The sequence below is a fragment of the Arcanobacterium haemolyticum DSM 20595 genome (assembly GCF_000092365.1).
Lineage (GTDB): Bacteria > Actinomycetota > Actinomycetes > Actinomycetales > Actinomycetaceae > Arcanobacterium > Arcanobacterium haemolyticum.
This window is the reverse complement of sequence record NC_014218.1, coordinates 172059-193603: the sequence shown is the minus strand read 5'-3', so window position 1 is coordinate 193603 and position 21545 is coordinate 172059. Positions and strand designations below refer to the sequence as shown.

23 protein-coding genes and 1 riboswitch are annotated in these 21545 nt (G+C 54.9%); of the genes, 7 read left to right on the top strand and 16 right to left on the bottom strand.

Annotation, left to right across the window (positions count from 1 at the left end; translation table 11 throughout):
• Positions 1–20: 20 nt before the first annotated feature.
• The 11 genes from ARCH_RS00795 to dcd form a co-directional block, all read right to left on the bottom strand.
• Positions 21–668, bottom strand: a complete 648-nt coding sequence (locus tag ARCH_RS00795) for an ABC transporter ATP-binding protein (protein ID WP_013169418.1) — start codon at positions 666–668, stop codon at positions 21–23.
• Positions 665–2476 carry an ABC transporter permease gene (locus tag ARCH_RS00790; protein ID WP_013169417.1) on the bottom strand — a complete coding sequence of 604 codons (1812 nt, stop codon included), beginning with the start codon at positions 2474–2476 and terminating at the stop codon, positions 665–667. Before ARCH_RS00790 ends, ARCH_RS00795 begins: the two co-directional genes overlap by 4 nt.
• The gene (locus tag ARCH_RS00785; RefSeq protein ID WP_013169416.1) at positions 2473–3543 is read right to left on the bottom strand and encodes a thiamine ABC transporter substrate-binding protein; all 1071 of its coding nucleotides are present in this window, start codon (positions 3541–3543) and stop codon (positions 2473–2475) included. The genes ARCH_RS00790 and ARCH_RS00785 overlap by 4 nt, the downstream gene beginning before the upstream one ends.
• 49 nt (positions 3544–3592) lie before the next feature.
• A riboswitch (TPP riboswitch) is annotated at positions 3593–3698 on the bottom strand.
• Between the two features lie 58 nt (positions 3699–3756).
• Positions 3757–4008, bottom strand: coding sequence for a DUF4235 domain-containing protein (locus ARCH_RS00780; protein ID WP_013169415.1), 252 nt, complete (start codon positions 4006–4008; stop codon positions 3757–3759).
• Positions 4009–4050: 42 nt separating this feature from the next.
• Positions 4051–4410 (bottom strand): monovalent cation/H(+) antiporter subunit G, encoded by a 360-nt coding sequence (gene mnhG, locus ARCH_RS00775; protein ID WP_013169414.1) that lies wholly within the window; start codon positions 4408–4410, stop codon positions 4051–4053.
• Positions 4407–4667, bottom strand: coding sequence for a monovalent cation/H+ antiporter complex subunit F (locus ARCH_RS00770; RefSeq protein ID WP_013169413.1), 261 nt, complete (start codon positions 4665–4667; stop codon positions 4407–4409). Before ARCH_RS00770 ends, mnhG begins: the two co-directional genes overlap by 4 nt.
• Positions 4664–5275 carry a Na+/H+ antiporter subunit E gene (locus tag ARCH_RS00765; protein WP_013169412.1) on the bottom strand — a complete coding sequence of 204 codons (612 nt, stop codon included), beginning with the start codon at positions 5273–5275 and terminating at the stop codon, positions 4664–4666. The genes ARCH_RS00770 and ARCH_RS00765 overlap by 4 nt, the downstream gene beginning before the upstream one ends.
• Positions 5268–6821 (bottom strand): Na+/H+ antiporter subunit D, encoded by a 1554-nt coding sequence (locus tag ARCH_RS00760; protein ID WP_013169411.1) that lies wholly within the window; start codon positions 6819–6821, stop codon positions 5268–5270. The genes ARCH_RS00765 and ARCH_RS00760 overlap by 8 nt, the downstream gene beginning before the upstream one ends.
• Complete coding sequence (locus ARCH_RS00755) at positions 6818–7276, bottom strand: Na(+)/H(+) antiporter subunit C (protein ID WP_013169410.1); 459 nt, start codon at positions 7274–7276, stop codon at positions 6818–6820. Before ARCH_RS00755 ends, ARCH_RS00760 begins: the two co-directional genes overlap by 4 nt.
• The gene (locus ARCH_RS00750; protein ID WP_013169409.1) at positions 7276–10122 is read right to left on the bottom strand and encodes a Na+/H+ antiporter subunit A; all 2847 of its coding nucleotides are present in this window, start codon (positions 10120–10122) and stop codon (positions 7276–7278) included. The genes ARCH_RS00755 and ARCH_RS00750 overlap by 1 nt, the downstream gene beginning before the upstream one ends.
• Before the next feature lie 52 nt (positions 10123–10174).
• Complete coding sequence (gene dcd, locus ARCH_RS00745; protein WP_013169408.1) at positions 10175–10756, bottom strand: dCTP deaminase; 582 nt, start codon at positions 10754–10756, stop codon at positions 10175–10177.
• A gap of 118 nt (positions 10757–10874) precedes the next feature.
• On the opposite strand from dcd, the gene ARCH_RS00740 reads away from it, so the two are divergent.
• Positions 10875–11552, top strand: a complete 678-nt coding sequence (locus tag ARCH_RS00740; protein ID WP_013169407.1) for a metal-dependent transcriptional regulator — start codon at positions 10875–10877, stop codon at positions 11550–11552.
• On the opposite strand, the gene ARCH_RS00735 is transcribed toward ARCH_RS00740, so the two are convergent.
• Genes ARCH_RS00735 through ARCH_RS00720 form a run of 4 tightly spaced genes read right to left on the bottom strand, consistent with a single transcriptional unit; the run spans position 11502 to position 15017 of the window.
• Positions 11502–12386, bottom strand: coding sequence for a metal ABC transporter permease (locus ARCH_RS00735; RefSeq protein WP_013169406.1), 885 nt, complete (start codon positions 12384–12386; stop codon positions 11502–11504). The genes ARCH_RS00740 and ARCH_RS00735 overlap by 51 nt on opposite strands.
• Positions 12383–13327, bottom strand: a complete 945-nt coding sequence (locus ARCH_RS00730; RefSeq protein WP_222831741.1) for a metal ABC transporter permease — start codon at positions 13325–13327, stop codon at positions 12383–12385. Before ARCH_RS00730 ends, ARCH_RS00735 begins: the two co-directional genes overlap by 4 nt.
• Positions 13309–14064, bottom strand: coding sequence for a metal ABC transporter ATP-binding protein (locus ARCH_RS00725; protein ID WP_013169404.1), 756 nt, complete (start codon positions 14062–14064; stop codon positions 13309–13311). Before ARCH_RS00725 ends, ARCH_RS00730 begins: the two co-directional genes overlap by 19 nt.
• Before the next feature lie 14 nt (positions 14065–14078).
• The gene (locus ARCH_RS00720; RefSeq protein WP_013169403.1) at positions 14079–15017 is read right to left on the bottom strand and encodes a metal ABC transporter solute-binding protein, Zn/Mn family; all 939 of its coding nucleotides are present in this window, start codon (positions 15015–15017) and stop codon (positions 14079–14081) included.
• Between the two features lie 337 nt (positions 15018–15354).
• Between ARCH_RS00720 and ARCH_RS00715 the strand changes: the two genes are divergently transcribed.
• On the top strand, positions 15355–15858 hold the full coding sequence (locus tag ARCH_RS00715) for a phosphoribosyltransferase (RefSeq protein ID WP_013169402.1): 504 nt from the start codon (positions 15355–15357) through the stop codon (positions 15856–15858).
• Between the two features lie 416 nt (positions 15859–16274).
• Here ARCH_RS00715 and aroD read toward each other — a convergent pair whose 3' ends face one another.
• Positions 16275–17003 carry a type I 3-dehydroquinate dehydratase gene (aroD, locus tag ARCH_RS00710; protein ID WP_013169401.1) on the bottom strand — a complete coding sequence of 243 codons (729 nt, stop codon included), beginning with the start codon at positions 17001–17003 and terminating at the stop codon, positions 16275–16277.
• Between the two features lie 140 nt (positions 17004–17143).
• On the opposite strand from aroD, the gene ARCH_RS00705 reads away from it, so the two are divergent.
• The 5 genes from ARCH_RS00705 to ARCH_RS00685 all read left to right on the top strand — a co-directional run bounded on the left by ARCH_RS00705 (position 17144) and on the right by ARCH_RS00685 (position 21479).
• Positions 17144–18076 carry a hypothetical protein gene (locus tag ARCH_RS00705; protein ID WP_013169400.1) on the top strand — a complete coding sequence of 311 codons (933 nt, stop codon included), beginning with the start codon at positions 17144–17146 and terminating at the stop codon, positions 18074–18076.
• Positions 18076–18840, top strand: coding sequence for a YwiC-like family protein (locus tag ARCH_RS00700; RefSeq protein WP_013169399.1), 765 nt, complete (start codon positions 18076–18078; stop codon positions 18838–18840). The genes ARCH_RS00705 and ARCH_RS00700 overlap by 1 nt, the downstream gene beginning before the upstream one ends.
• Before the next feature lie 45 nt (positions 18841–18885).
• A complete protein-coding gene (locus tag ARCH_RS00695) occupies positions 18886–19287 on the top strand; it encodes a phage holin family protein (protein ID WP_041640270.1) in 402 nt (133 codons plus the stop codon).
• On the top strand, positions 19287–19946 hold the full coding sequence (locus ARCH_RS00690; RefSeq protein WP_013169397.1) for a DedA family protein: 660 nt from the start codon (positions 19287–19289) through the stop codon (positions 19944–19946). The genes ARCH_RS00695 and ARCH_RS00690 overlap by 1 nt, the downstream gene beginning before the upstream one ends.
• A gap of 63 nt (positions 19947–20009) precedes the next feature.
• Complete coding sequence (locus ARCH_RS00685; RefSeq protein WP_013169396.1) at positions 20010–21479, top strand: hypothetical protein; 1470 nt, start codon at positions 20010–20012, stop codon at positions 21477–21479.
• Positions 21480–21545 lie beyond the last annotated feature (66 nt).

Here is a 21545-nt window from a genome sequence, read left to right as displayed (position 1 = left end):
TTTTTCTGGCCATGTACTAGCTAGGAAACGAATGCCCCCTCTGCCATGCGGAGCACGCGATCGGCAACGATGGTGGCTTCGTCGGGATCGTGAGTGACGAAAATGGCTGTCATCTGGGAGTTTCGCAGGATCTGGCGCACATCTACTGCCAGCCGTTCGCGCAGCTCTTTGTCTAGTGCCGATAGGGGTTCGTCCAGAAGAAGTACCTGTGGCCGTGGGGCGAGCGATCGGGCCAAGGCAACTCGTTGCGCTTGGCCCCCGGACAGAGTCCCTACGGGACGCTGCCCGAATCCCGCCAGGCCCACAAGTTCGAGCATGTCAGCAACGCGAGCTTCGCGTTCAGAACGTTTCATGCCAGCCATTTCTAACCCGTAGGAGATGTTGCGTTCTACGTTGCGGTGTGGGAAGAGTTGGCCGTCTTGGAACACCATGCCAACGTGCCGGCGATGGGTGGGAACGCCAGCCATATTGGTGCCGCCGATGGAGATTGTGCCGCTGCTGATCGGCTCTAGTCCGGCGATTGCGCGGAGCAGAGTGGATTTCCCGGACCCGGATGCGCCGAGCAGCGCCACGGTTTGCCCGTGTTCTACGTCGATGCTGAGGTCACGCAGGGCATGGTAGCCGTTCGGGTAGGTGAGGTTAACGTGGGAGACACTGATTGCGCTCATCGCGGTTCCTTTGTAGTGGCTGGTTGCTTTGTAGTGAGTGGTAGGGAGAGTGTGGTGGCGCCAGCATCGGCATGCGTGCTGTGATTCGCACCGGTAGTTGCACCCGCGCCAGCACCGACAGCCGCACCCGCACCGACACCCGCACCAACCGCACTCAACTTCTCCACGATCAGCATAACGATCGCGGTGATGGCGCAAAGGAACACGGTTCCGGCGTAGGCCATGCCTTGATCGGTAGCGCCGGCGCGCCCGATGAGGTGGTAGATCATGACGGGCAGGGTGGGTTCGCGTTGGAGCACTAGGAATGAGGTGGCGGAGAATTCGCCGATGCTGATGGCGAAGGCGAATCCGGCGGCTACTCCGAGGGCGCGCATGAGAGTGGGCCCTTCAACGGTGAAGAATGCGCGTAGTGGGCTGGCTCCGAGTGTGAGTGCGGGGCCGTAGAGTTTCCGGTTGGTGCGCATCAGCATGGGCACGATTGTGCGGATGAGGATGGGGAGGGCTACGAGTGCTTGTGCGAGTGGGAGGAGGAGTGGCGATTCTGAGATGAAGGCGAGTGAGCCGCCGAGCGCTACGAGCATTCCGAAGCCGAGCGTAACGGAGGAGATTCCTACGGGGAAGATGAAGAGCGCATCGTAGATTCCGGTGATTTTTTGCCAGGTTTCGTGGTGGATTCGGAGTTTTCGGGTGACGAGGAGCGATACGGTTGCACCGACGACGACGGCGATCACGGTTGCATAGACTGCCGCTTCGAGTGATTGCCCGATGGTTGTGGCGATGGGGAAATCGACGGAGCGGGCGGCTCCGGACCGGAAGAGGTCTGTGTAATTTTGAAGGGTGAATTCTCCGTTGCGGCGGAGGGATCGGATGAGGACTTGGACGATCGGGAGGATAATCAGGGCGGTGACGATCCCGAGCACTCCGGCAACTAGTGGAATCTGCCGGGTGGTGATGCGTGGTGGAGCGGCGATGAATCGTGAATAGGAATCGGCAACTGTTGCTTTTTTACTGACGTAGTGGGAGATGATCAGGGCGATCACCACGACGATGACTTGGACGAGGGACAGAAGAGCGGCGGTTCCGAGGTTTAAGAATTGGGATGTTTGCCGATAGATTTCGGTTTCTAGGGTGTGGGTGCGGGTTGAGCCAAGTATCATGACTAGGCTGTATGAGGTGGAACAGTAGAGGAATACTAGGGTGGATGCCGAGTAGACGGCTGGAGCAAGGCGGGGCCAGGTAACGGTAAGGAACGCACGGGCGGGTGATGCGCCGAGTGTGCGGGCGGCCGCTTCATGGTTGGGGTTGAGCGTGGACCAGGATGCTCCCACGGTTCGCACGATCACGGAGATGTTGAAGAACATCATGGCGAGCACGATGAGCACAGGTGATCCGGCAAGCCCAAGCCCGCCAAACAGGCCGGCGGAATCGTAGAGTGCGCGAAATGCGGTGGCCACGGCGATGGTTGGCAGCACGAACGGGAACACGATCAGAAATCGCACGATTGTCTGCCCGCGGAATCGTATCCGATACACCACGTAGGCTGCTGGAATACCAACGGCAATGGAGAGGATCGTGCCGGCGAAGGCCAGCCCAAGAGTGGTCAGCAAGGCCTCAAACGCCCGTGCCCTGCTCAACTGATCGATTAGCCCGGAAACCCCGGATTCAGCCCAGCTCCCAGCGAGTTCGTCAACGCCAAGGCTCAACAGGTCAGCAACCGGAGCGAAAAAGAATAGTGCGAGGAAAAGTGCTGGCCCAAGCGCGCACAGCGCCCACAAAATCAGTGGGCGCTGTGCGGGGTGCTTCATCATGAGAAGAGTTCAGTGACGGACGTGATCCACTTTTCTTTGGATTCGACGATCATCTTTGGTTCGAGTGGTTTGACTGCATCTGGACGTGGCGCGAATTCGGCCATTCCTTTTGGTAGCTGTGCAGATTCATCGATTGGGTAGGTGACGTTTTCTTTAGCAATGACAGTCTGCATTTCCGGGCTGGAGATCCATTCGAGGAACTTCTTTGCGCCTTCGGTGTTCTTAGCACCCTTGAGCACGCCTGCGTATTCCACTACTGGGTAGCAGCCGCCAGCAACGTTTGCGGTGGTGGAGGAATCGCCAGCTTTAGTGATGGTCCAGAATGGGGAGGACGCGTAGGACATGACGATTGGGTATGCACCCTTGCCTTCACCAGCGGTGAAATCTACCTGGTAGGCGTCCTTCCAGCTTGCGTCAACCTTGGTTCCGTTGGCCAAGAGTTTCTTCCAGTAGTCCACGTATCCTTCTTCACCGAATGTGGAAATGGTGGAGGCGAGGAGCGCGAAACCGGTATCAGACTTGGATGGGTCCTGGATAACGGTGAGGTTCTTGTATTCCGGCTTCACCAAATCTTCCAATCCGGCTGGCGGAGTGAGGCCCTTATCCTTGAAGTAGGCGATATCGTAGTTGAAGCAGGCATCGGAACGATCAACGGCGATCGCGCCTTCAGCGCCTTTAACGGTGTACTTATCTGCGCCTGCTGGCCCAGCAACCTTGACTGTGGAATCGAAGACGCCAGCTTCAGCAACTTGAGCAACATTATTCGCAGTCAAACCAATAACCACATCGCCAACTGGCTTGTTCTTGGTCAAAATAATTTTGGATTCGAGCGTGCCGGATTCTTCACCGTTAAGCAGTTCCACTTTGAAACCGGATTTCTTGGTGAACTCAGCCAGCACATCATCTGGCAGGGTGAAGGAACCGTTGGTAACAACCTTGACTACCTCAGCCTTCTTTTCTTCCTTGGCTGGTTCTTCAGCTTTCTTGGCTGGAACGCTGGATGTGCAGGCGCTCAATGCCAGAGCGGCTGCGGTAACAAGTGCAAGCCCAAACTTACGGGTTTTCATGATGTCCTCCGTGGTTAATGGAGGGCATGCCGCCACCGATAGATGGCAACAAGGAGAGGTACTCATCTTCCTACGCCGGCATGATCCGGATCAGGTGTGAGGGTCTGCGGGTTTCCGCACTCTCAGCGCGTTTTCGCGCTCCCCTGTGACGTATAAACTCTATCACCACGCCTCCCGCACATCTTGTGTGCAGGAGGACGTTTGACCTAAATCTCACTGATGTGGAGTTTCTCCATACCATTGGGCGGTTTTGCGTTGCATTGCTTCGTTTACATAGGCGGTAACACCAGCGGTTACGGCAGCGAACGTTGCGATTTGTGCGAGCGGGAGATCGACGTCGGTTTCGTCGCCACTAGGCGCAGTCTGCCCGAAACCCTTTTCCCAAATAACGGTCACAACCTGGCGTGCAACCATTCCTGCTACGGCACCGGTAGCGAGGCTCAAGAGGCGATATCCGAGGTTCATTGTGGTCCTTTCCGTCAGCGCCAGTAGGTGGCGCACCTTGTTTTAGTCTACCGTGAGATCCCATCCGGAACGCAGGTCTTGATCCAAATCGTCAACATCGAACCGCGAGTTATCGACCTTATGGGTACGGTATGCCGCTCGTGAAATGACGTGAGCAGAAATCGGCGAGGTGACGAGTTGAAAGGCGATCACTGCCAGCAGAGTCCAGGTAACCGTGCTGTCCCGCACCACCAGCATCACTCCGATCATGAACAACATAAGCGACATGACCTGGGGTTTAGTTGCGATGTGTTGCAGGGAGAGGACGTCAGGCAGACGCACCGCTCCGATCGCGGCGATGAGCGTGAGAAGGCTTCCGATGAAGATGAGGCTGACTCCCAGCCAATCCATGAATGCGATCATTGCCGTTCCTCCGTTGCGTTTCGAGCAGCCACGGTTGAGCCCACGAACCCTACGAGCGATAACACCACGAACACGGGCAGAAGATCGGTTCGCCGCGTGAACGCGAAGAGGATCGCGATTCCGCCCACCACCGCGGACGTGATCATATCCAGCGTTACCACACGATCGAGCGTGGTTGGGCCGCGCCCGAGCCGCCACAGTAACAGTGCGATGGCGATTAGTTCGACGACGGCGCTTGCGCCAATAACCCACATCATGCTTGGTCCTCCAATCGTCCGTATGTTCGTGACGGGCCGGGTATGTAGCCTGCCGATACGAGTTCATCATGGGATGCGAATGCCCGCAGGATTCGTTCTTCCACGATCAGGATTGATTCGCGGGCGGCATCGGTTCCACCTGCAAGGCGACAATCGAAGATATGCACGTAAATCGTTGATTCTTCACGGTTTGTATCAATAACAACGGTTCCAGGAATGAGGCCTGTCACGCCTGCAACGGTGGCGATGTAAATATCTGATTTTGATTTTAAGTGCACTTTGATCACAGCGGGATGTGGGCGTGATCCGCATATAACAAACCATGCGATTTGCCATGTTGCCTGCATCATTTCCCACGCCACAAAGAGAACAAGAAGAATAACTCCCCAGGGGCGGAATCGGCCGTCGAAAGGTGCTGATGGGAATGGCGCCACCGTGGTGACGAACAGCGCGAGCAAGAACCCGGCAACTACATTCCCTACCGTGAATTCGCCCCAGAGCATCACCCATACGAATATGAGCCCGATCAGGAGCCCCATTGATGCGTGAGGGAAACGTTCAGACTGTAAGACCGCGTGACGTACGGATCGTGAACTGCGTTTATTCATGTGGCACTTCCTTTTGTTCGGTCACATGCGGACTCTGCCCTGTTCCGCGTTCAGCATCTGGGAGTACTGCCGAGATATATGGCATTCGAGCATTGAGTTCCGCGGCAGCATCGTGGGTGTACGCAGTGATCGGGCCAGCCCCGATCGAGATCCCGATGGTGAGGCCAACAAGCACGGTGGCAGATAGCATCATTCCGCGCGGGATCGGTTTACTTTCTAACGGTTGTGGGGCTTCCTGCCAGAAGGTCATGTTCCAGGCGCGAGTCACGGCATACAACGTGAGTAACGACGTGATGATCCCTGCCCCGATCAGCCACCAGTCGATTCCCCATGCTCGATCAACAGATGCCTGCATCAGCCCGATCTTTCCGAAGAAACCAGAAAGTGGCGGAATGCCAGCTAAATTGAGCGCGGGGATGAAGTAGATAACCGCGAGCGCCGGCGCCAGTTTTGCTAGGGATCCGAGTTTGACAAGCGACGTGGTTCCACCGCGGCGTTCAATGAGCCCTACCACAAGGAAGAGTGCTGTCTGAACGGTGATGTGGTGAACGGCGTAGTAGATGCCGGCACCGAGTCCATCATCGGTTGACGTGGAGATTCCCCAGAGCATATAGCCGATGTGAGACACCAGGGTGAAGGACAGCAGGCGTTTGATGTCTTGCTGCGCCACTGCACCGAAAATACCTGCCAGCATGGTGACGATTGCAAATACGCCTAGCATCACGTCAAGTCGATTCGATGGGAAGAGCAACGTTTGTGTGCGGATCATCGTGTAAATACCCACTTTTGTGAGTAGGCCAGCAAACACGGCTGTCACGGGTGCAGGCGCCGTTGGGTATGAATCTGGAAGCCACGCGGATAGCGGAAACACGGCAGCCTTGATGCCGAAACCGATCAAAAGCAGAGTTTGGATTCCCAGGCGCACTCCCGGATCGACGTCAGGAAGCCGCAATGCCAACTGGGCCAAATTCACTGTACCCGCCGATGCATACACCAGTGCAATCGCAATCAGGAGCACAACGGAAGACATCAGGGAGACCACAATATAGACCGTGCCTGAACGGATGCGATCGCGGGTTCCACCCAATGTAATCAGGACGAATGACGCCATCAACAAGAGTTCAAACCCCACGTAAATATTGAACAGATCTCCAGATAGGAATGCGTTCGATACGCCAGCAGAGAGAAGCAAGAAAGCAGGATGATACACAGCGATAGGGGCTGCGTCATCTCCATCTGCCACGCCTTGTGCAACTGAATATATGAGCACACTCAAGGTCACGGCAACCGAGGTCAGAAGCATGATTGCCGATAACCTATCCGCAACTAAACTGATTCCTACAGGAGAAGCCCATCCACCAATATCGAGAACAAGGGGGCCAGAACCAGCCAGCACAACCAGCATTCCATCCACAACTAGCACGATGCTCAAAATCGACACCGAAATCCACCCCTGCAAACGCCGAAAAGACGCGGATGCCAGCGATAATCCTGCGCCTAAAATCGGCACCACAACCGGCAAGGCAACCAACACGTTCGGGTTCATACGCGCTCTCCTTCAAACGATTCGGTTTCGTCACGTGCCGCTTCCGCGTCCACTTCAATACGCTCTGGCTTATCGGCACGTTCGGCGATCTTGGCCGCTTCACTCCGGCGTGCCAAGCGTTGATCTTCTAGATCGTCTTGTACTTCATCGTTCCCGTGTAACTGCCACGAACGGTAGCCCACAGAGAGCAAGAAAGCCGTTAATCCAAGCGAAAGCACAATCGCGGTGAGCATCATTGCTTGAACCAGCGGATCTGCCATCTTCTCCGGTGCCGCACCTCCAACGAGCGGAGGTTCTCCAGACGCCCCACCCGCGATCAGAAACACGATATTGACTGAGTTAGTAATCGCAGAAAGCCCAATAATCACGCGAGCCAATGAACGTTCCAGCACTAGGTAGACGCCCACGGCCATCAACACGCCTGCAAGAATAATCAATGCCAATGATGATTCCATCAGTGTGCCTCCTTTGCCATCGTATCCTCCGCATGCCGATCAATTTCTGCACCCAACGAACGCACGATATCCAGCACCAAACCAACCACTGCAATATAGACGCCAATATCGAAGAACAAGGCCGTGGCTAACTTGACGTGCCCGAATGCCGGCAACACGAATTCGAAGGCTGCCGTTTGCAACACTGTTCCGCCACATGCAATAGGCACCAGCGCATCTACCGCAGCGATCACCATGCCTGATCCCATCAAGTGGCCCGGATGCAACGGTACTGCCGCACCCAATTCATAGCGGCCACCGGCCACATATCGTAAAACAAGCGCGATCCCAGCCAGCAAACCTCCTGCGAATCCACCGCCAGGCAAGTTATGCCCGGAGAACAAGAAGAACAGCGACGCAATCAGAATCGCATGGAAAATCAGCCGCGTTCCTAGTTCTACAATCACCGAATGGTAGCGTGAATCTTGTAAGCGGGAGGCTGCCAGCCATACCCGATTTCCGGCATGTGCGTGCTTAGATCCGTCCGGGAAAATAATGTTACGGAACCGATCCACGCGCCCTTCGCGATCCCTAATAAACAGCAGCGACGATATCCCGATACCACACGCCACTAACACCGACATTTCGCCAAGAGTATCCCATGCGCGAATATCTACTAAGGTCACGTTCACAATATTCTTGCCATACCCGTAGGCGTAGGCCTCATCGTGGAACAGGCGCGAAATCGGTTGAGTAGTACGCGCACCCGCTACAAGCCAGGCGAACACAGACATAAGAATTCCGAACAAAACCGCCAGCGTAATTCGCACCCACCGCATTGTTCGTACCGGACGCGACGAAAAATAGACGGGTAGCTTGCGCAACACCAAGATAAACACCACCAGAGACATGGTTTCTACCAACACTTGGGTGAGCGCCAAATCTGGAGCACCATACAGTTCGTAGATCAGCGCTACGCCATATCCGGAAACGCCCATGAGCATCACTGCTTTGAGCCGCCGCCGCGCCCGCGCGGCCGCCACTGCTGCCACAATCGTGATGAGCACAACGCCCGCCTGGGCCCATGTATCCCACCAGCGCACGCCACGAATCACGCCTACGCCTCCCCACCAGAAAGCTAACGGCACAGTAACCAGTATGAACATGACGATCATCGAAATGTAGGCCGGCAGTGATCCGCGTTGTGTGAGCGCCGTGGCCCAACCGGAGAGCACTTCAAGTTTCCCGATCATCCAGCGATACACGGCATCGGCACTCAGCGGCACATCATACCGATGCATCGCCGCCGCATGGCGCTTCGTAAGAACGAACAGCCCAATTCCCCCTGCCACGATCGCACACGTAATCGCGAAAGCCGCGTGGAATCCTGCAAAAACAGCCAGATGGCCGGGGTTTCCGGGGATCAACGTAGCATGCTGGATCAGCACACGTTCTACTACGCTTGCTCCGATTCCGGCGATGATGCCCAGTGTTGCAAGGATCAAAATAGGAAGAGTCATCAGCCACGAAGCATCCTTAGTTCCGGTTGGGTCCACACCCTTCTTTGTAGCGAACGCGCCCCACCAGAAACGAAGCGTGTAAGCCACGGTAAACGCTGAGCCGATTGCAATCATCACCCACGTGAATGTATCCACACTCGAACCGTGAAGTAGCCCTTCCAGCGCGGCTTCTTTAGCAACAAATCCCGCGGTAAGAGGCAATCCCATCATTGATCCCCCAGCCAACGCAGCCCCAACGGCCACCTTCGGGCACTTCCGCCCCACTCCAGAAAGTTCCCGCAGATCACGTGTTCCCGTAGACCAATCCACAGATCCAACTGAGAGAAAAAGAGCTGATTTGAACAGCGAATGAGCAACCAGCAAAGCCAATCCGGCCAACAGCGCTGCCGAGGTTCCATACCCCACCAGCACAATAATCAGCCCCAGTTGAGACACAGTTCCAAACGCCAACACCAGTTTCAGATCAAACTGCTTCATTGCCCGGAAACCGCCAACTATCAGTGTGGTCAAACCGGCACTCACCACCAAGTACCGCCACGAATCAAGATGCGAAAAACCAGGAGCCAACCGTGCAATCAGATAGACGCCCGCTTTCACCATCGCCGCCGCGTGCAAATATGCAGATACCGGAGTAGGAGCAGCCATCGCCGCTGGCAACCAGAAATGGAACGGCACCAGCGCAGATTTCGATAAAGCGCCCACCAGCACCAACACAACAGCAGAAGACACAAGTACCCCGTGCGTGGCACTCAATTCGCCACCCGCCGCAACCAGGTGCGAAAGCCGATACGATCCGCCCGGCACCTGCCCCAACATCACGATTCCTGCAAGCATCGCCAACCCACCAGCAGTAGTCACAATAATCGCCTGCCCGGCCGCACGCCGCGAACCCGATGCCGAAAAGTTGTGCCCAATCAACAGGTACGAAAAAACGGTTGTCAATTCCCAAAACATGTACAAGACCAACGTGTTATCGGTTGTAACCAGGCCCAACATCGCACCCGAAAACGCCACAAATACACCCGCAAAACGGCCCAAGCCCTGCGCGTTCGGAGAAAAATACCGGGCGCAATACACCAGCACCAAACTGCCAACGCCCGTAACAATCAGCCCTAACACCCACGAAAGAGCATCAATCCGCACATCCACACTCACATGCATCTGCGGCACCCACGGCACCGATTCCGTTACCACACTGCCCGCAACAATCCGCGGCCCCTGAACCACAAGCCACGCGAAAGCACCCGCCGGAATCACAGCCAGCACCAAAAAACCCAGCCGGCCAGCCCGCATCAATCGAGGCGCACCCAACGCGCCCACAACGAAAAATGCAAGCACCCACAGCATAAGAAACCTCCCGTCACACCTTTCTATAAGTCTATGGGAGGCCTCCCACACATTACCGTGTCACATCCACCCGATGAAAATTCAGGTGTGAACGGGACGCGGTTGGCCCACGTTGCCCCTGGTAACGCGAACCATTCGCACCCGCCCCATACGGTTCGCGCGCAGGCGATGAAAGCTGGAAGAAACACAACTGCCCAACCTTCATCCCCGGATACAACTTAATCGGCATCGTGGCCGTATTCGACAATTCCAACGTCACATGCCCCGAAAACCCCGGATCAATAAAGCCAGCCGTGGAATGGGTAAGCAACCCCAAACGCCCCAGCGACGATTTCCCTTCAAGCCGCGCCGCGACGTCGTCCCCTAACGTGACCTCCTCAAACGTGGAACCCAACACGAATTCCCCCGGATGCAACACAAAAGCGCCGTCAGAATCCACCTCCACCAGGCGCGTCATCTCAGCCTGCTCCGCAGCGGGATCAATCACGTTATACTTGTGGTTATCAAACAAACGAAAGAACCGATCCAGGTGAACATCCACACTGGACGGCTGAATCATGGCCGGATCCCACGGATCTAACGCGATGCGTCCGGACTCAACATACTGGGCAATATCACGATCAGAAAGAAGCATGGTCCCATTCTGCCACTCGCCGCTCACAAGATTTCTCACATACGCACGCAAGTCCGAAACGTCCACGAAAATCGGAACTGCCCCCAGTGTTCCCTCGTCCGCGTGTTACCATGCAGACATGGTAGTTTCTGCATTATCTGAAAGTACACAAAACTATATCAAGGCGATCTGGTCATTGGGCGAATGGTCCGATGAACCCGTTACCGCCTCCCGTTTGGCTGCACGCGCCGGAGTCAAACTTTCCACAGCTTCGGACGCAATCCGCAAGTTGAAGGACCAAGGCTTGGTTAACCACGCACCATACGGCGCAGTTCATTTGACTGAACAAGGCCAGGCGCTTGCCGTTGCGATGGTTCGCCGCCACCGGTTGATTGAAACTTTCCTGGTGGAAGTTTTGGGGTACAGCTGGGATGAGGTCCATTCGGAGGCGGAAGTGTTGGAACACGCCGTGTCCGACGTACTAGTTGAACGGATATCTGCTCAGCTTGGGAATCCGGATCGCGATCCGCATGGGGATCCTATCCCTGCCGCAGATGGCACGGTGGTTCGCCCGCAGGCTGTGTTGTTGAGTTCGATTGAGACGGGCGGAATTTTCCGCGTGGAGCGGATTTCTGACGCGGATCCCGAACTCTTACGTTTCGTTGAAGCCCAAGGGATCGCCTACGGTTCCCGGTTGGAAGTAAAACCACCGGCACCGTATTCAGAATCGATTGAAGTGAGTGTCGACGCCGGGGCGCCAGTTCTCTTAGGCATCGGCGCGTTGCGTGCGATCTGGGTTTGTCCTACGGAGGGCTGATCTTTTCTTTGTCGTCACCAAAATGACGATAAAGGTCAGGCCATAACATACGGCCATCGCAGCCGACGTTGGCGCATGCACAACGTACGCAATCCAAAATCCTATGATCGCTCCGGCAACAGCAACGCCCATGGTCCAGATCATCATGTGTGACATGGAGTTACTGACCAACCGGGCGGTGGCCGCCGGGGCGATCATGAGCGCGACGATGAGAATTGCTCCCGCCGCGTTGAATGCTGCGGTTACCGTGACGGCCACAAGGAACATGAACGCCGTGTCAACAACGCGTGCCCGAATCCCGATCGTGCTGGAAAACGTGGGATCGAAGCTAGTGATTTTAAGGCGCGGGTACATGAACCACATGGCGATGGCGTTGAGCGCCAGCACAATCAACAGCACATACATATAGATCGGTCCGTAGGACACTCCGCCGATCATGAGCTGATGCCATGCGGCGAAGTTCAGATCGCCGGCTAACACCATATGCGTGTCTAGGTGGATGTTTCCGAAGTTGAGCGAAATCAGGATCACTCCGATCGAAAACAGCATCGGGAACACGAGCCCTTGCGGCGCATCGCCCGACACGAATCCTGACCGCATCAGCCAATCATTTCCGAGCACCACAATCAAGCCCGCAACCGCAGCACCGATAATCAGTAACGGCGAATCGAAATCGTGAGTTACATAGTAGCCCACCACGATTCCGGGCAAAATCGCATGGCTCATTGCGTCCACAAGCATGGAACTTTGCCGCAGAACAATGAACGTTCCGGGGAGCGCACACACCAGTGCCGTGACGATTGCGAGAAGACTTGTTCCGACGACGAAGCTCATGCGTTGCGTCCTAACAGCTGGTTTTTGAGTTCCATACGTGCCTTTTTGCGGGCCAGCGCTCGCATGATAATCGAGCGGCGAGGCGAGAAAATAAGTGACACGATGAAGATGGCGGACAAGACGATCACGATCATAGGGCCGGTTGGCACCTTGCCGAGGGAGACGGCCAGGTATGCTCCAATTCCTGATCCCAGTGCGCCGATCGTTCCAGAAAGAATCACCATAGACCCCAAGCGGGACGTCCACTGCCGTGCCGCAGCTGGCGGAGTAATCACGAACGCGATCATCACTACCAGGCCAACCGCACGAACACCAATTACGGATGCGATCACGATCGAACCAAACATCAGAGTGTCAATCAACGGTCCACGCACACCCATCATGTGTGCGTGGACCGGATCGAACGTACGAACCGCGAATTCTTTCCAGAACACAGCCACAATTGCCAAAGCCATACCGCCAACAGCCAGCGAAGTGTAGAGATCTTCCTTCGTAATCGTTGAAGCGTTGCCAAACAGGTAGTCCTGAATGCCACCCTTACCCGGGAAAGTACCATCGGCAACAATACGCATCAAAAGCATCCCCACCCCGAAAAACAAGGACAGGGTTACTGCCATCGCAGAATCTACATGCACCTTTGAATTGTTCACAATCCACTGCGTGAACACCACGGCCAACGTTCCCACAATCACGGCGCCAACAATCAGGGCCAACATATTACGGCCGTCAGACCCCACAATCACCACGGAAAACAAGAACGCCACCAACGTTCCAGGCAGAGCCGAATGCGAAATAACATCCGAAATCATCGACTGCTTACGCAGATATGCGAACGACCCCAACGCACCGGCAACGAACCCGATCGTCATCGTGCCAAAAAACACCATCCGGAACGTGTGGTCTGAAAAGAATTCGGTGAGGCTCACGCGAGACTCTCCCATTCGTCGTCGTCAGAAACCTTGTAAGCAGTACGAATGTTCGCGTCAGTCAACGTAGTCTCACACGGGCCAGCCGCCACAATGTGCCGATTCAACAACGTCACGTGGTCACAATAATCCGCAACCGTAGCCAAATCGTGATGCACAATCACAACAGTCTTCCCCTGCGAACGCAACCGATGCAGCACCTCAACGATCGCACGCTGACTCTTCGCATCCACACCCTGGAACGGCTCATCCATAAAATACAAATCCGGCTGCTGAACCAACGCACGCGCCAAAAACACACGCTGACGCTGGCCGCCCGACAGCTCGCCAATCTGGCGCGACGCCAAGTCAGCAATCCCCGTCGCCTCCAGAGCCTCCAACGCCTGAGCACGCTCCGCACGCCCCGGACGGCGCAACCACCCAAGCTTTCCGTACGTACCCATGGTAACGACGTCGATAACCGTGGTTGGGAAATCCCAATCCACACTCACGCTCTGCGGCATATACCCAACTCGGTCTCGCACACGCGCCAGCGGCTGGCCAAAGAAACTCGCCGAACCAGTCAACGGCTTCACCAAACCCAGCATGGCCTTAATCAACGTCGATTTTCCGGCGCCATTCGGGCCAACAATACCCATCACAACACCCTGCGGAACCTCAAAATCAACTCCGTACAAAACCGGATCAATGCGGTAGCACACCGACATGTTCGACGTAGAACATGCCAGTGTGCCAGCAGAATCTTTTTTCATAGACTCAAAAATTCTCACTTACTCAAAGCTTCAGAAATAGTCCTAGCGTTGTGCATCAACGTACCCAAGTAAGTATCAACACCCTTTTCAGCACCCAACGAATCAGCAAAAAGTTCCTTATCAGAAATCTTCACATCCCAACCATTCGCGTGAACAGCTTCCTGAAGAGCCTTAATCGCCTGCGGGTTCGCCAAGTTATCAAGGAAAATAACCGGAACCTTCTTATCTGCAATCAACTTTGCCAGTTCCGAAATTTCCTGGGTGGACAGCTTAGCTTCGGAGGAAACGAAATCGGTAGCGTGAACCTCCAAGTTGAAAGTCTTACCGAAGTAGTTGAACGCATCGTGGCCCGAGATAAGGATGCGCGGTTCTGCAACCTTATCCAGAAGCTTCTTGGCTTCTGCTACGGTCTTGGTGATTTCTTCACGGTACTTAGCCACATTCTTCTGGTAGGTGGCCTTGTTAGCTGGATCGATTTCCGAAATCTTATCTGCTGCTGCCTGAACTGCGAGTGACCACGCTTCAGGGTTGTTCCAGATGTGCGGATCGTGGAGTTCGTGGCCGTTTTCATCAGTTTCCGGCCAAGGGAGAAGGTACTTTTCATCTAGCGTATCCGCCACTGCGATCTGCTTATCACCAAGCGAACCGAGCTTATCGAGCATCTGCGCTTCCAAGTGGAGGCCGGACCAAATTACGACGTCCGCGTTTTGGAGGGCTTCGATGTCTTTAGTGGTTGGCTGGTAGGTGTGCGGATCGCCACCCGGGCCGACCATCGTTGTCACGTGAGCATCAGGGGCGATGTTCGCGACAGCATCGGCAATGTAACCCGTGGTTGCGAAAATATCTAGGTGCTTATCAGCCTTTCCTGCCGGAGCAGATGAGCATCCAGCCAAGAGGAAAGCGCTGGCAACAAGTGCTGTGAAACCAGCCTTTAGGGCAGATCGGACCTTCATAGAAAACTCTTTCAGTAGAATGAAACAACATGTTCACTATTGGGAACATTTAAGCGACATACGCTCGTAATATAGATACGGTACTGCTTAGGCTCACCTAAAAACAAGGACATTCGTCCGGCTGTTCCCTACGCCACACACTCCACACAAACACCCCAACAGGGATAAATGCCCCAGGAGCTTATCCGCCATAAGCGAAGGCTAACCTACACAAGCACCCCCAAGGAGAGAAGAATTGGGAATGGTTCTTTGTTCGGCAGCATCCACATTTCGGGAAAATTCTCTCACTATTTGAGTCCTCCACAACCATGCGGGCAAAAGGCTGTAATATCGTGCCATGGCATACCATGCAGACACCACAGATTTGACCGGTAAAGAAGTACTCCTCTGGGATCAATTCGGCATAGCTATGCGCGAACTCGCTCAGACCATCGCGGATTCCGGATTCCAACCAGAAGTCATCATCGCGATCGCCCGCGGAGGCCTCCTCCCAGCTGGCGCATTGACTTACGCCCTTGGCACCAAGCTTTCAGACGCCATGAACATCGAGTTCTACACGGACATTGAACAGACTCTGCCAGATCCGATCCTCCTTGAACCACTCCTCGACATGGAGTCCATCAAGGGCAAGAAGCTCCTTGTTGTTGATGACGTTGCCGATTCGGGCCGCACACTCAAGATGGCCGTTGACATGCTGGCCGATCTTAAAGCGGACGTCCGTTCCGCAGTTATTTACAATAAGCCACGTTCCGTGATTGCACCAGACTACTCCTGGAAGGCAACCGACAAGTGGATCGTATTCCCATGGTCCTCCGAACCACCAGTGACCCCCAACAAGTAAGCGGTTAGTTTTCAGTGGTGCCAGGATTTTTCTGGCACCACTTTTTTATGCTGGCGGTCTGCCGAGCTGGCACCTGGCACCTGGCACCTGGCACCTGGCACCTGGCACCTGGCACCTGGCACCTGGCAAACCATACCCCACATGCGCATATGTTCAGGCATATGCGCATGTGTTTGGCGCCAAAAAAGCGCCACATTGCACAGCATTGTCCTATAGAGCACTCCTGTTCCGCCAGGCGCTTTTTTTGACGCAAGGAACAACCAGAAACCGGACATGAACAACCAGAAACCGGACAGAGGGGAGCCAGAAACAGGCGGAGGGGCCGGAAACAGGCACGGCACAGCCAGAAGCAGGCAAAGCACAGCCCAAAAACAGGATAAACCAGACAGGAACGGCCGGGAGCCCAGGCCGCCAGCCTACCGCAGTTCGGAAATGTGTGGCTGCCCCGGAGCGGAGGGCCGCGAAACCGCCGCGAATGTGGCAACTGACCCGTAAGTCCAGCCGGCTAGCCGTGCGCGCTGCCCCCGTTCACCCATAGCTACTGAGATCACCATGCGCCCGGTTTCGCTAGTCACGTCTTTGGTCACGGCAAGCAGCCGATCAACGTCCTCATCTGACTGCGGAGTCACGACGAGCTTAGCAACGGCACCATCGATTGCTAGCATGTCATCAAACATGATCCGCAAAATGTCGGAATCAGGTGTGGAGAGCCAGTTGTGATCGGACACCACCACAGTAAACCCGAGCTCTTGAGCACGTTTGGCCAGGTCAGGGGCGGCCCGGTGCCAATATTCGATGTCCACACCAATTCGTTCGCTGGGCACGTGCAACTGCAAAAGCGTATCGAGCATTTCTGCCAGCAACAGCCGGTAGCGGCCTTCGCTCACGCGAATTTCTCCACCTTGGTTAGCGGTGCGAATGGTCAGCAATATCGGCAGGTCCGTGGCTTCAAGTAATTGCGGGATGATCTCCGAACCGAGCGTAGAGAAAGAAAAGTTCGGATGGTCCCCGAAGAGCATGTCAATGCGCCATTCGATCACGTCTGCCCCGGCGGCCTGTGTTTCGCGTACTTCGTCTACGAGCATAGCGGGGGTTGTCCCTAACACGGGAACGATGATTGTTTGAGCATCTCGTGAAAAAATCATGGCGGCTCCTTTGGCTCACACGTTGGGATCACACGTTGGCGCTTAAATCAACGATACCGTAGCAGGCTCCCTATCAGGTAGAGTGTCTCACATATAGAGAGCTGGAAGCTTAAAAATGGAAGCTGAAAAAGAGGGACTAAATGACGATTAATTTCGACCAGTTCACCCCAGCCGATTCCGCCACGCCTCCTCCGTCGTCGCAGAATCAGGGGCAGCCGCAACCGTCGCGTGCTCCATTCTATTTTTTGGTGGCCAGCGCGAGCATCCTTGCCTTGGTGGCGATTATCGTCTTGTTTATGTTCACGATCGGCCAGGGCCGCTATATTGCACAAGCCCCAACGGCCCAGGAAAAATCGCATGCGAATTCGCAGGATAAAGCGCATTCCCCTCAGGCTCCGGCAGATCCTCATGCCCCGCACGATCCGGGCTCGGATTCCAGCAAGGCTGTGAACCCGGCGCCGCTCCAGGATGCCGTCTCCACATCGTCATGCGATCAGCCAAACAAGGACACGGCTCCTTTCTTCGATTATGTTGTGGCCGCCACGTCAGCACATGAATGGTTCGCGCCACAACAAAAGGTCGTCACTGATGCGCTTGCTACGTTGAATCAGCGTTGCCGCCATAATGTGCCGCATCTTTTGGCGCTTCAGCAGGCGTTTGTGGATCCGCAGGCGCCGCCGCAGATGAATGCGTTGGTGAAGGATGCTGCGTGGATTACCCGCGAGCGCCCGGCGCCGGCTACGGCGCAGGCGCCTACGGGTCGGTTTACTACGGGTTTGCAGAATATTCATTGTTCTATTGGGGCGGATGGTGCGGCGTGCACGATTCATTCGCATCATTGGGATGCGGGTGGTTGTGGTGCGAAGCCTACAACGTTCACGATTTCTTCGATTTCTCAAGGGCCTCGTATTTCGTGTGGTTCTCCGATTGTGGCTGAGACTAGTTACGATTACGGCACGGCGTTGGCGAATCATGGGTATGTGTGTTCGCTTGAGTCGGTGGGGGTGTCGTGTTGGTCTGAGTTTACTGGGCATGGTTTTGAGTTAAGTCGCGAAAATTTCCGGGAGTTTTGATGGTTAAGCGCCGTGGGGCTCAGTGGGTTCCGAATTATCATGGTGCGTGGGCGATGGTGGCGATTCCGCCGTTGTTGGGCGTGTTTGAGTCTGGTTTTGTGTGGCCGCACGTGGTGTTATTGGCACTGTGGTGGCTGGGTTATTTTGATTTTTTCGCGATTGGTTTGTGGTTGCGGAGTGGCAGGAAGGCGCGTTTTTGGCCGCCGGTGGTTGCGTATACGGTTCCGTGTGTGGCGCTGGGCGTGGTTTTGGCGTTGTGGGTTCCGTTTTTGTTGGTGTGGGTTGCGATTTTTGCGCCGCTTGTGGGGATCACGTTTTGGCAGTCTGCGGTGCGTGCGGATCGTTCGATGTTGAATGATACGGTGACGGTTGCGGCTGCTTCGTTGATGCTTCCGGTTGCGGCGCATGTGGGTCACGTTTCTGGTTGGAGCCGGGTTTGGATTGTGACGGTCCTTGTTTTTGCGTATTTTTTGGGCACTGTTTTTTATGTGAAAACGAATATTCGTAAGCGTTCTAGTTCTGTGTGGCTAGGGTTGTCGGTTGCGTGGCATGTGTGCGGTTTGATTTTTGCGTGCGTGTGTTGTGGGTTCGACGCCGGTGCTTCCGTTTCTTTCTGGCATTGCGTTGTGTGGGGGTTGCTTGTGGTGCGTGCTGTGGCTGTTCCGTTATGGGGCGCGCGGCATGGCTGGATGTCTGCGAAAGCTCTGGGCGTAGGTGAGATTGTTGCGAGCTTGCTGGTGACGTTGACTCTGGTTATTCGCTAAAAGCGGATAGGTTTCGTAGTGGTGGCACCTGTTAGACTTGGGTTTATGAAGTTTTTGATTCGAATTGTTTTTAACGCGGCGGCTTTGTGGGTTGCCACGTTGTTATTTACTGGCATTACGTTGCGTGAACCTACGATTGAACAGTTGTCGTCGTTGGATCCGCAGATGCGTACGGGCGTTGCCTTGTTGGTGGCTGGCGCGATTTTGGCGATCGTAAATTCGTTTGTTCGCCCAATTCTTAAGCTGTTGGCGTTGCCGATGTACATTCTTACTTTGGGCTTGTTCTTCGTTGTGGTCAATGGTGCGATGTTGATGTTGACTGGCTGGATTTCTGGCCAGGTTGGCGTGGGTATAGCGGTTGATGGGTTCGTGTGGGCTCTTGTTGGCGGTATTGTGATTTCGGTTGTGAATACTGTTCTTGAAGTTTTGGTGCCTGGAAAGCATTGATGTCGGGTTTCTTGACGTTTCTTGCCCAGGGTGCTGATTCGCAGAATCTTTCGGGTTTTGCTGGCTGGGCAGTTGATCTGATGGAAAAATTGGGTGGTATCGGCGTTGCTTTGATCATCGCGGTTGAGAATGTGTTCCCGCCGATTCCGTCTGAAGTGGTGTTGCCGTTGGCTGGTTTTACTGCGTCTAAGGGCGGTTCGTTAACGTTTGTGGGTGCAGTGTTTTGGGCAACAGTGGGTTCATTGGTGGGTGCGTTGATTCTTTACGGGATCGCCTTTCTTTTTGGCCGGGAACGTACGCGTGCGTTTCTGAATTGGTTGCCGTTAACGAAAGAGTCCGACGTCGATAAAACCGAAGTGTTTTTTGAAAAACATGAACGTCCGGCTGTGTTCTTTGGGCGAATGTTGCCTATTTTTAGGTCGCTGATTTCGTTTCCTGCGGGCGTAGTAAATATGCCCCTCACACTGTTTATTGTGCTGACCACGATCGGTTCTTTGATCTGGAATATGGCTCTGATCAGCGCCGGGTTCTTCTTGGGAGAAAACTGGGCGATTGTGGAAGATTATGTTGGAACGGCGTCGAAGGTGATGGCAGGTATCGTGCTCATCGGACTTGTGGCGTGGGTGATCGTGCGCGTGCGTTCGCGGAAAAAGATGTAACGAGTTACCGATTTTCTCTTTCGCCCGGTATCGTTGGTGAAGGAATCCAACGAAGGAGTAAACGTGACCACCACATATCTTGTGGCTGTTTCTGATAGCCAGGCTCAATCTTTTCTTAGCAACGGGTACGATCTGGTTGCTGGTTTTGCGGTGGATGCCGCCGATGTTGCCGACGTTACCGATGTGAGTGCGCTACTTGATCTCCTTCAACTGCGTTTTCCTGGTTCTCCGTTCCGTGACGATCTTCCGCTGGACATTCTTCATATTCCAGCCGATGCGTTCACTCACGCGCGCCACGCAGTTGGCCCGCTTCACCCGCAAGCGTTCCGCGGCGGCGTGATTGATTACGCTCCATACGATGGGTCCGGTATTGCAGAAGGCGGCGGCGTTCGCACCGATCTTCTCCTCCTTGATCCAAGCCGTCTCACGGCCGGAACTCGCCTCTGGCGTTTCTTCCCTGGCCAGGCAGAACCTGAACTTCGCGGCGTCTACCACGGCATCGCATTCGGCTGGGAGAATGTGGAAACTGGCGAATTTGTTGCTTGCGTTCCGTCGCCGTTCGCGGGTGCTGTTGTGCAGCGCGAATGGGGCGATGTTCCATGTGATGTGGAAATCGATGGCGATACGCCTGTTGCTGTTACACTGATTGCACCGTTCAACCCGGAAGCCGAATCTGGGTTCGAAGATCTCGGAAACGGGCTGTGGGCAAAACGTATTGCCTATGATGATTCGATGCGGATCTACACCCAACTTGTGGTGGCTCAGCTTTCAGGTATTCCTGTACGCATCATCCGCGCAGTTTCCAGCGAAGAACATGACGTGATGTTCCAGATCGTCTCCCTCCTCACGGATGCTCCATACTGTGCGGAAGTGAATTTCCAGCGCTGGGCAGGTGGAACGTATACGGCACTTTCGTTGCCAGAGCATTTGGAAAACCAGCACAAGCAGGAAGCCACCCCAGTATCGTGGTCGATTGAAGGGCGCCCTGCTGCCACCGCTGTACGCAGCGAACCGTTCCACTCCCACGATCAGAACACGATCGTGCAAGAGGCGTTCAACTTGCTTGGTCAAACGTGCCCGCCAGCGTGGACCGAGGTTGCTATGCAGGCTCAGATCATTGGAGATTCGGTGATTTATGAAGCTAATGCCAAGTTAGAAGGCGATCAGGGTGCTCGCCTTAAGGTGGTGCCTACCGCCATCCTCCACTACATGCGCCAGCTGAAGAAGCTGCGGATCGCATCAGGCGAAGGCCCATTCTTCACTATCGTGATCCAGGCCGTAAAGGACGGCCAAGGTTCTGTTTCGCTGAACGCAGAAGCACAGCCGCCATACGCGGATCAGGTTTCTGATGAGCAGTGGGAAAAGGAATTGGAAATCTTCCGTGCCAGTGGCCATCCGATCCCCGAATGGCTTAGTGCCAAGGCGCTTTCCCTGCCTCGCAGCGGAAGCGCATTCGGCCCAGGTGCGTCGCAGAAAGAAGATATGCCGATCGATTTAACGGCCGATATTTCCCCTGCGCCGGATGAGGCCTAAATATCCGCTCTTTAACTACCCCGCTATCTGTGCCATGCTGTAGATAGCGGGGTAGTTAAATTCGAA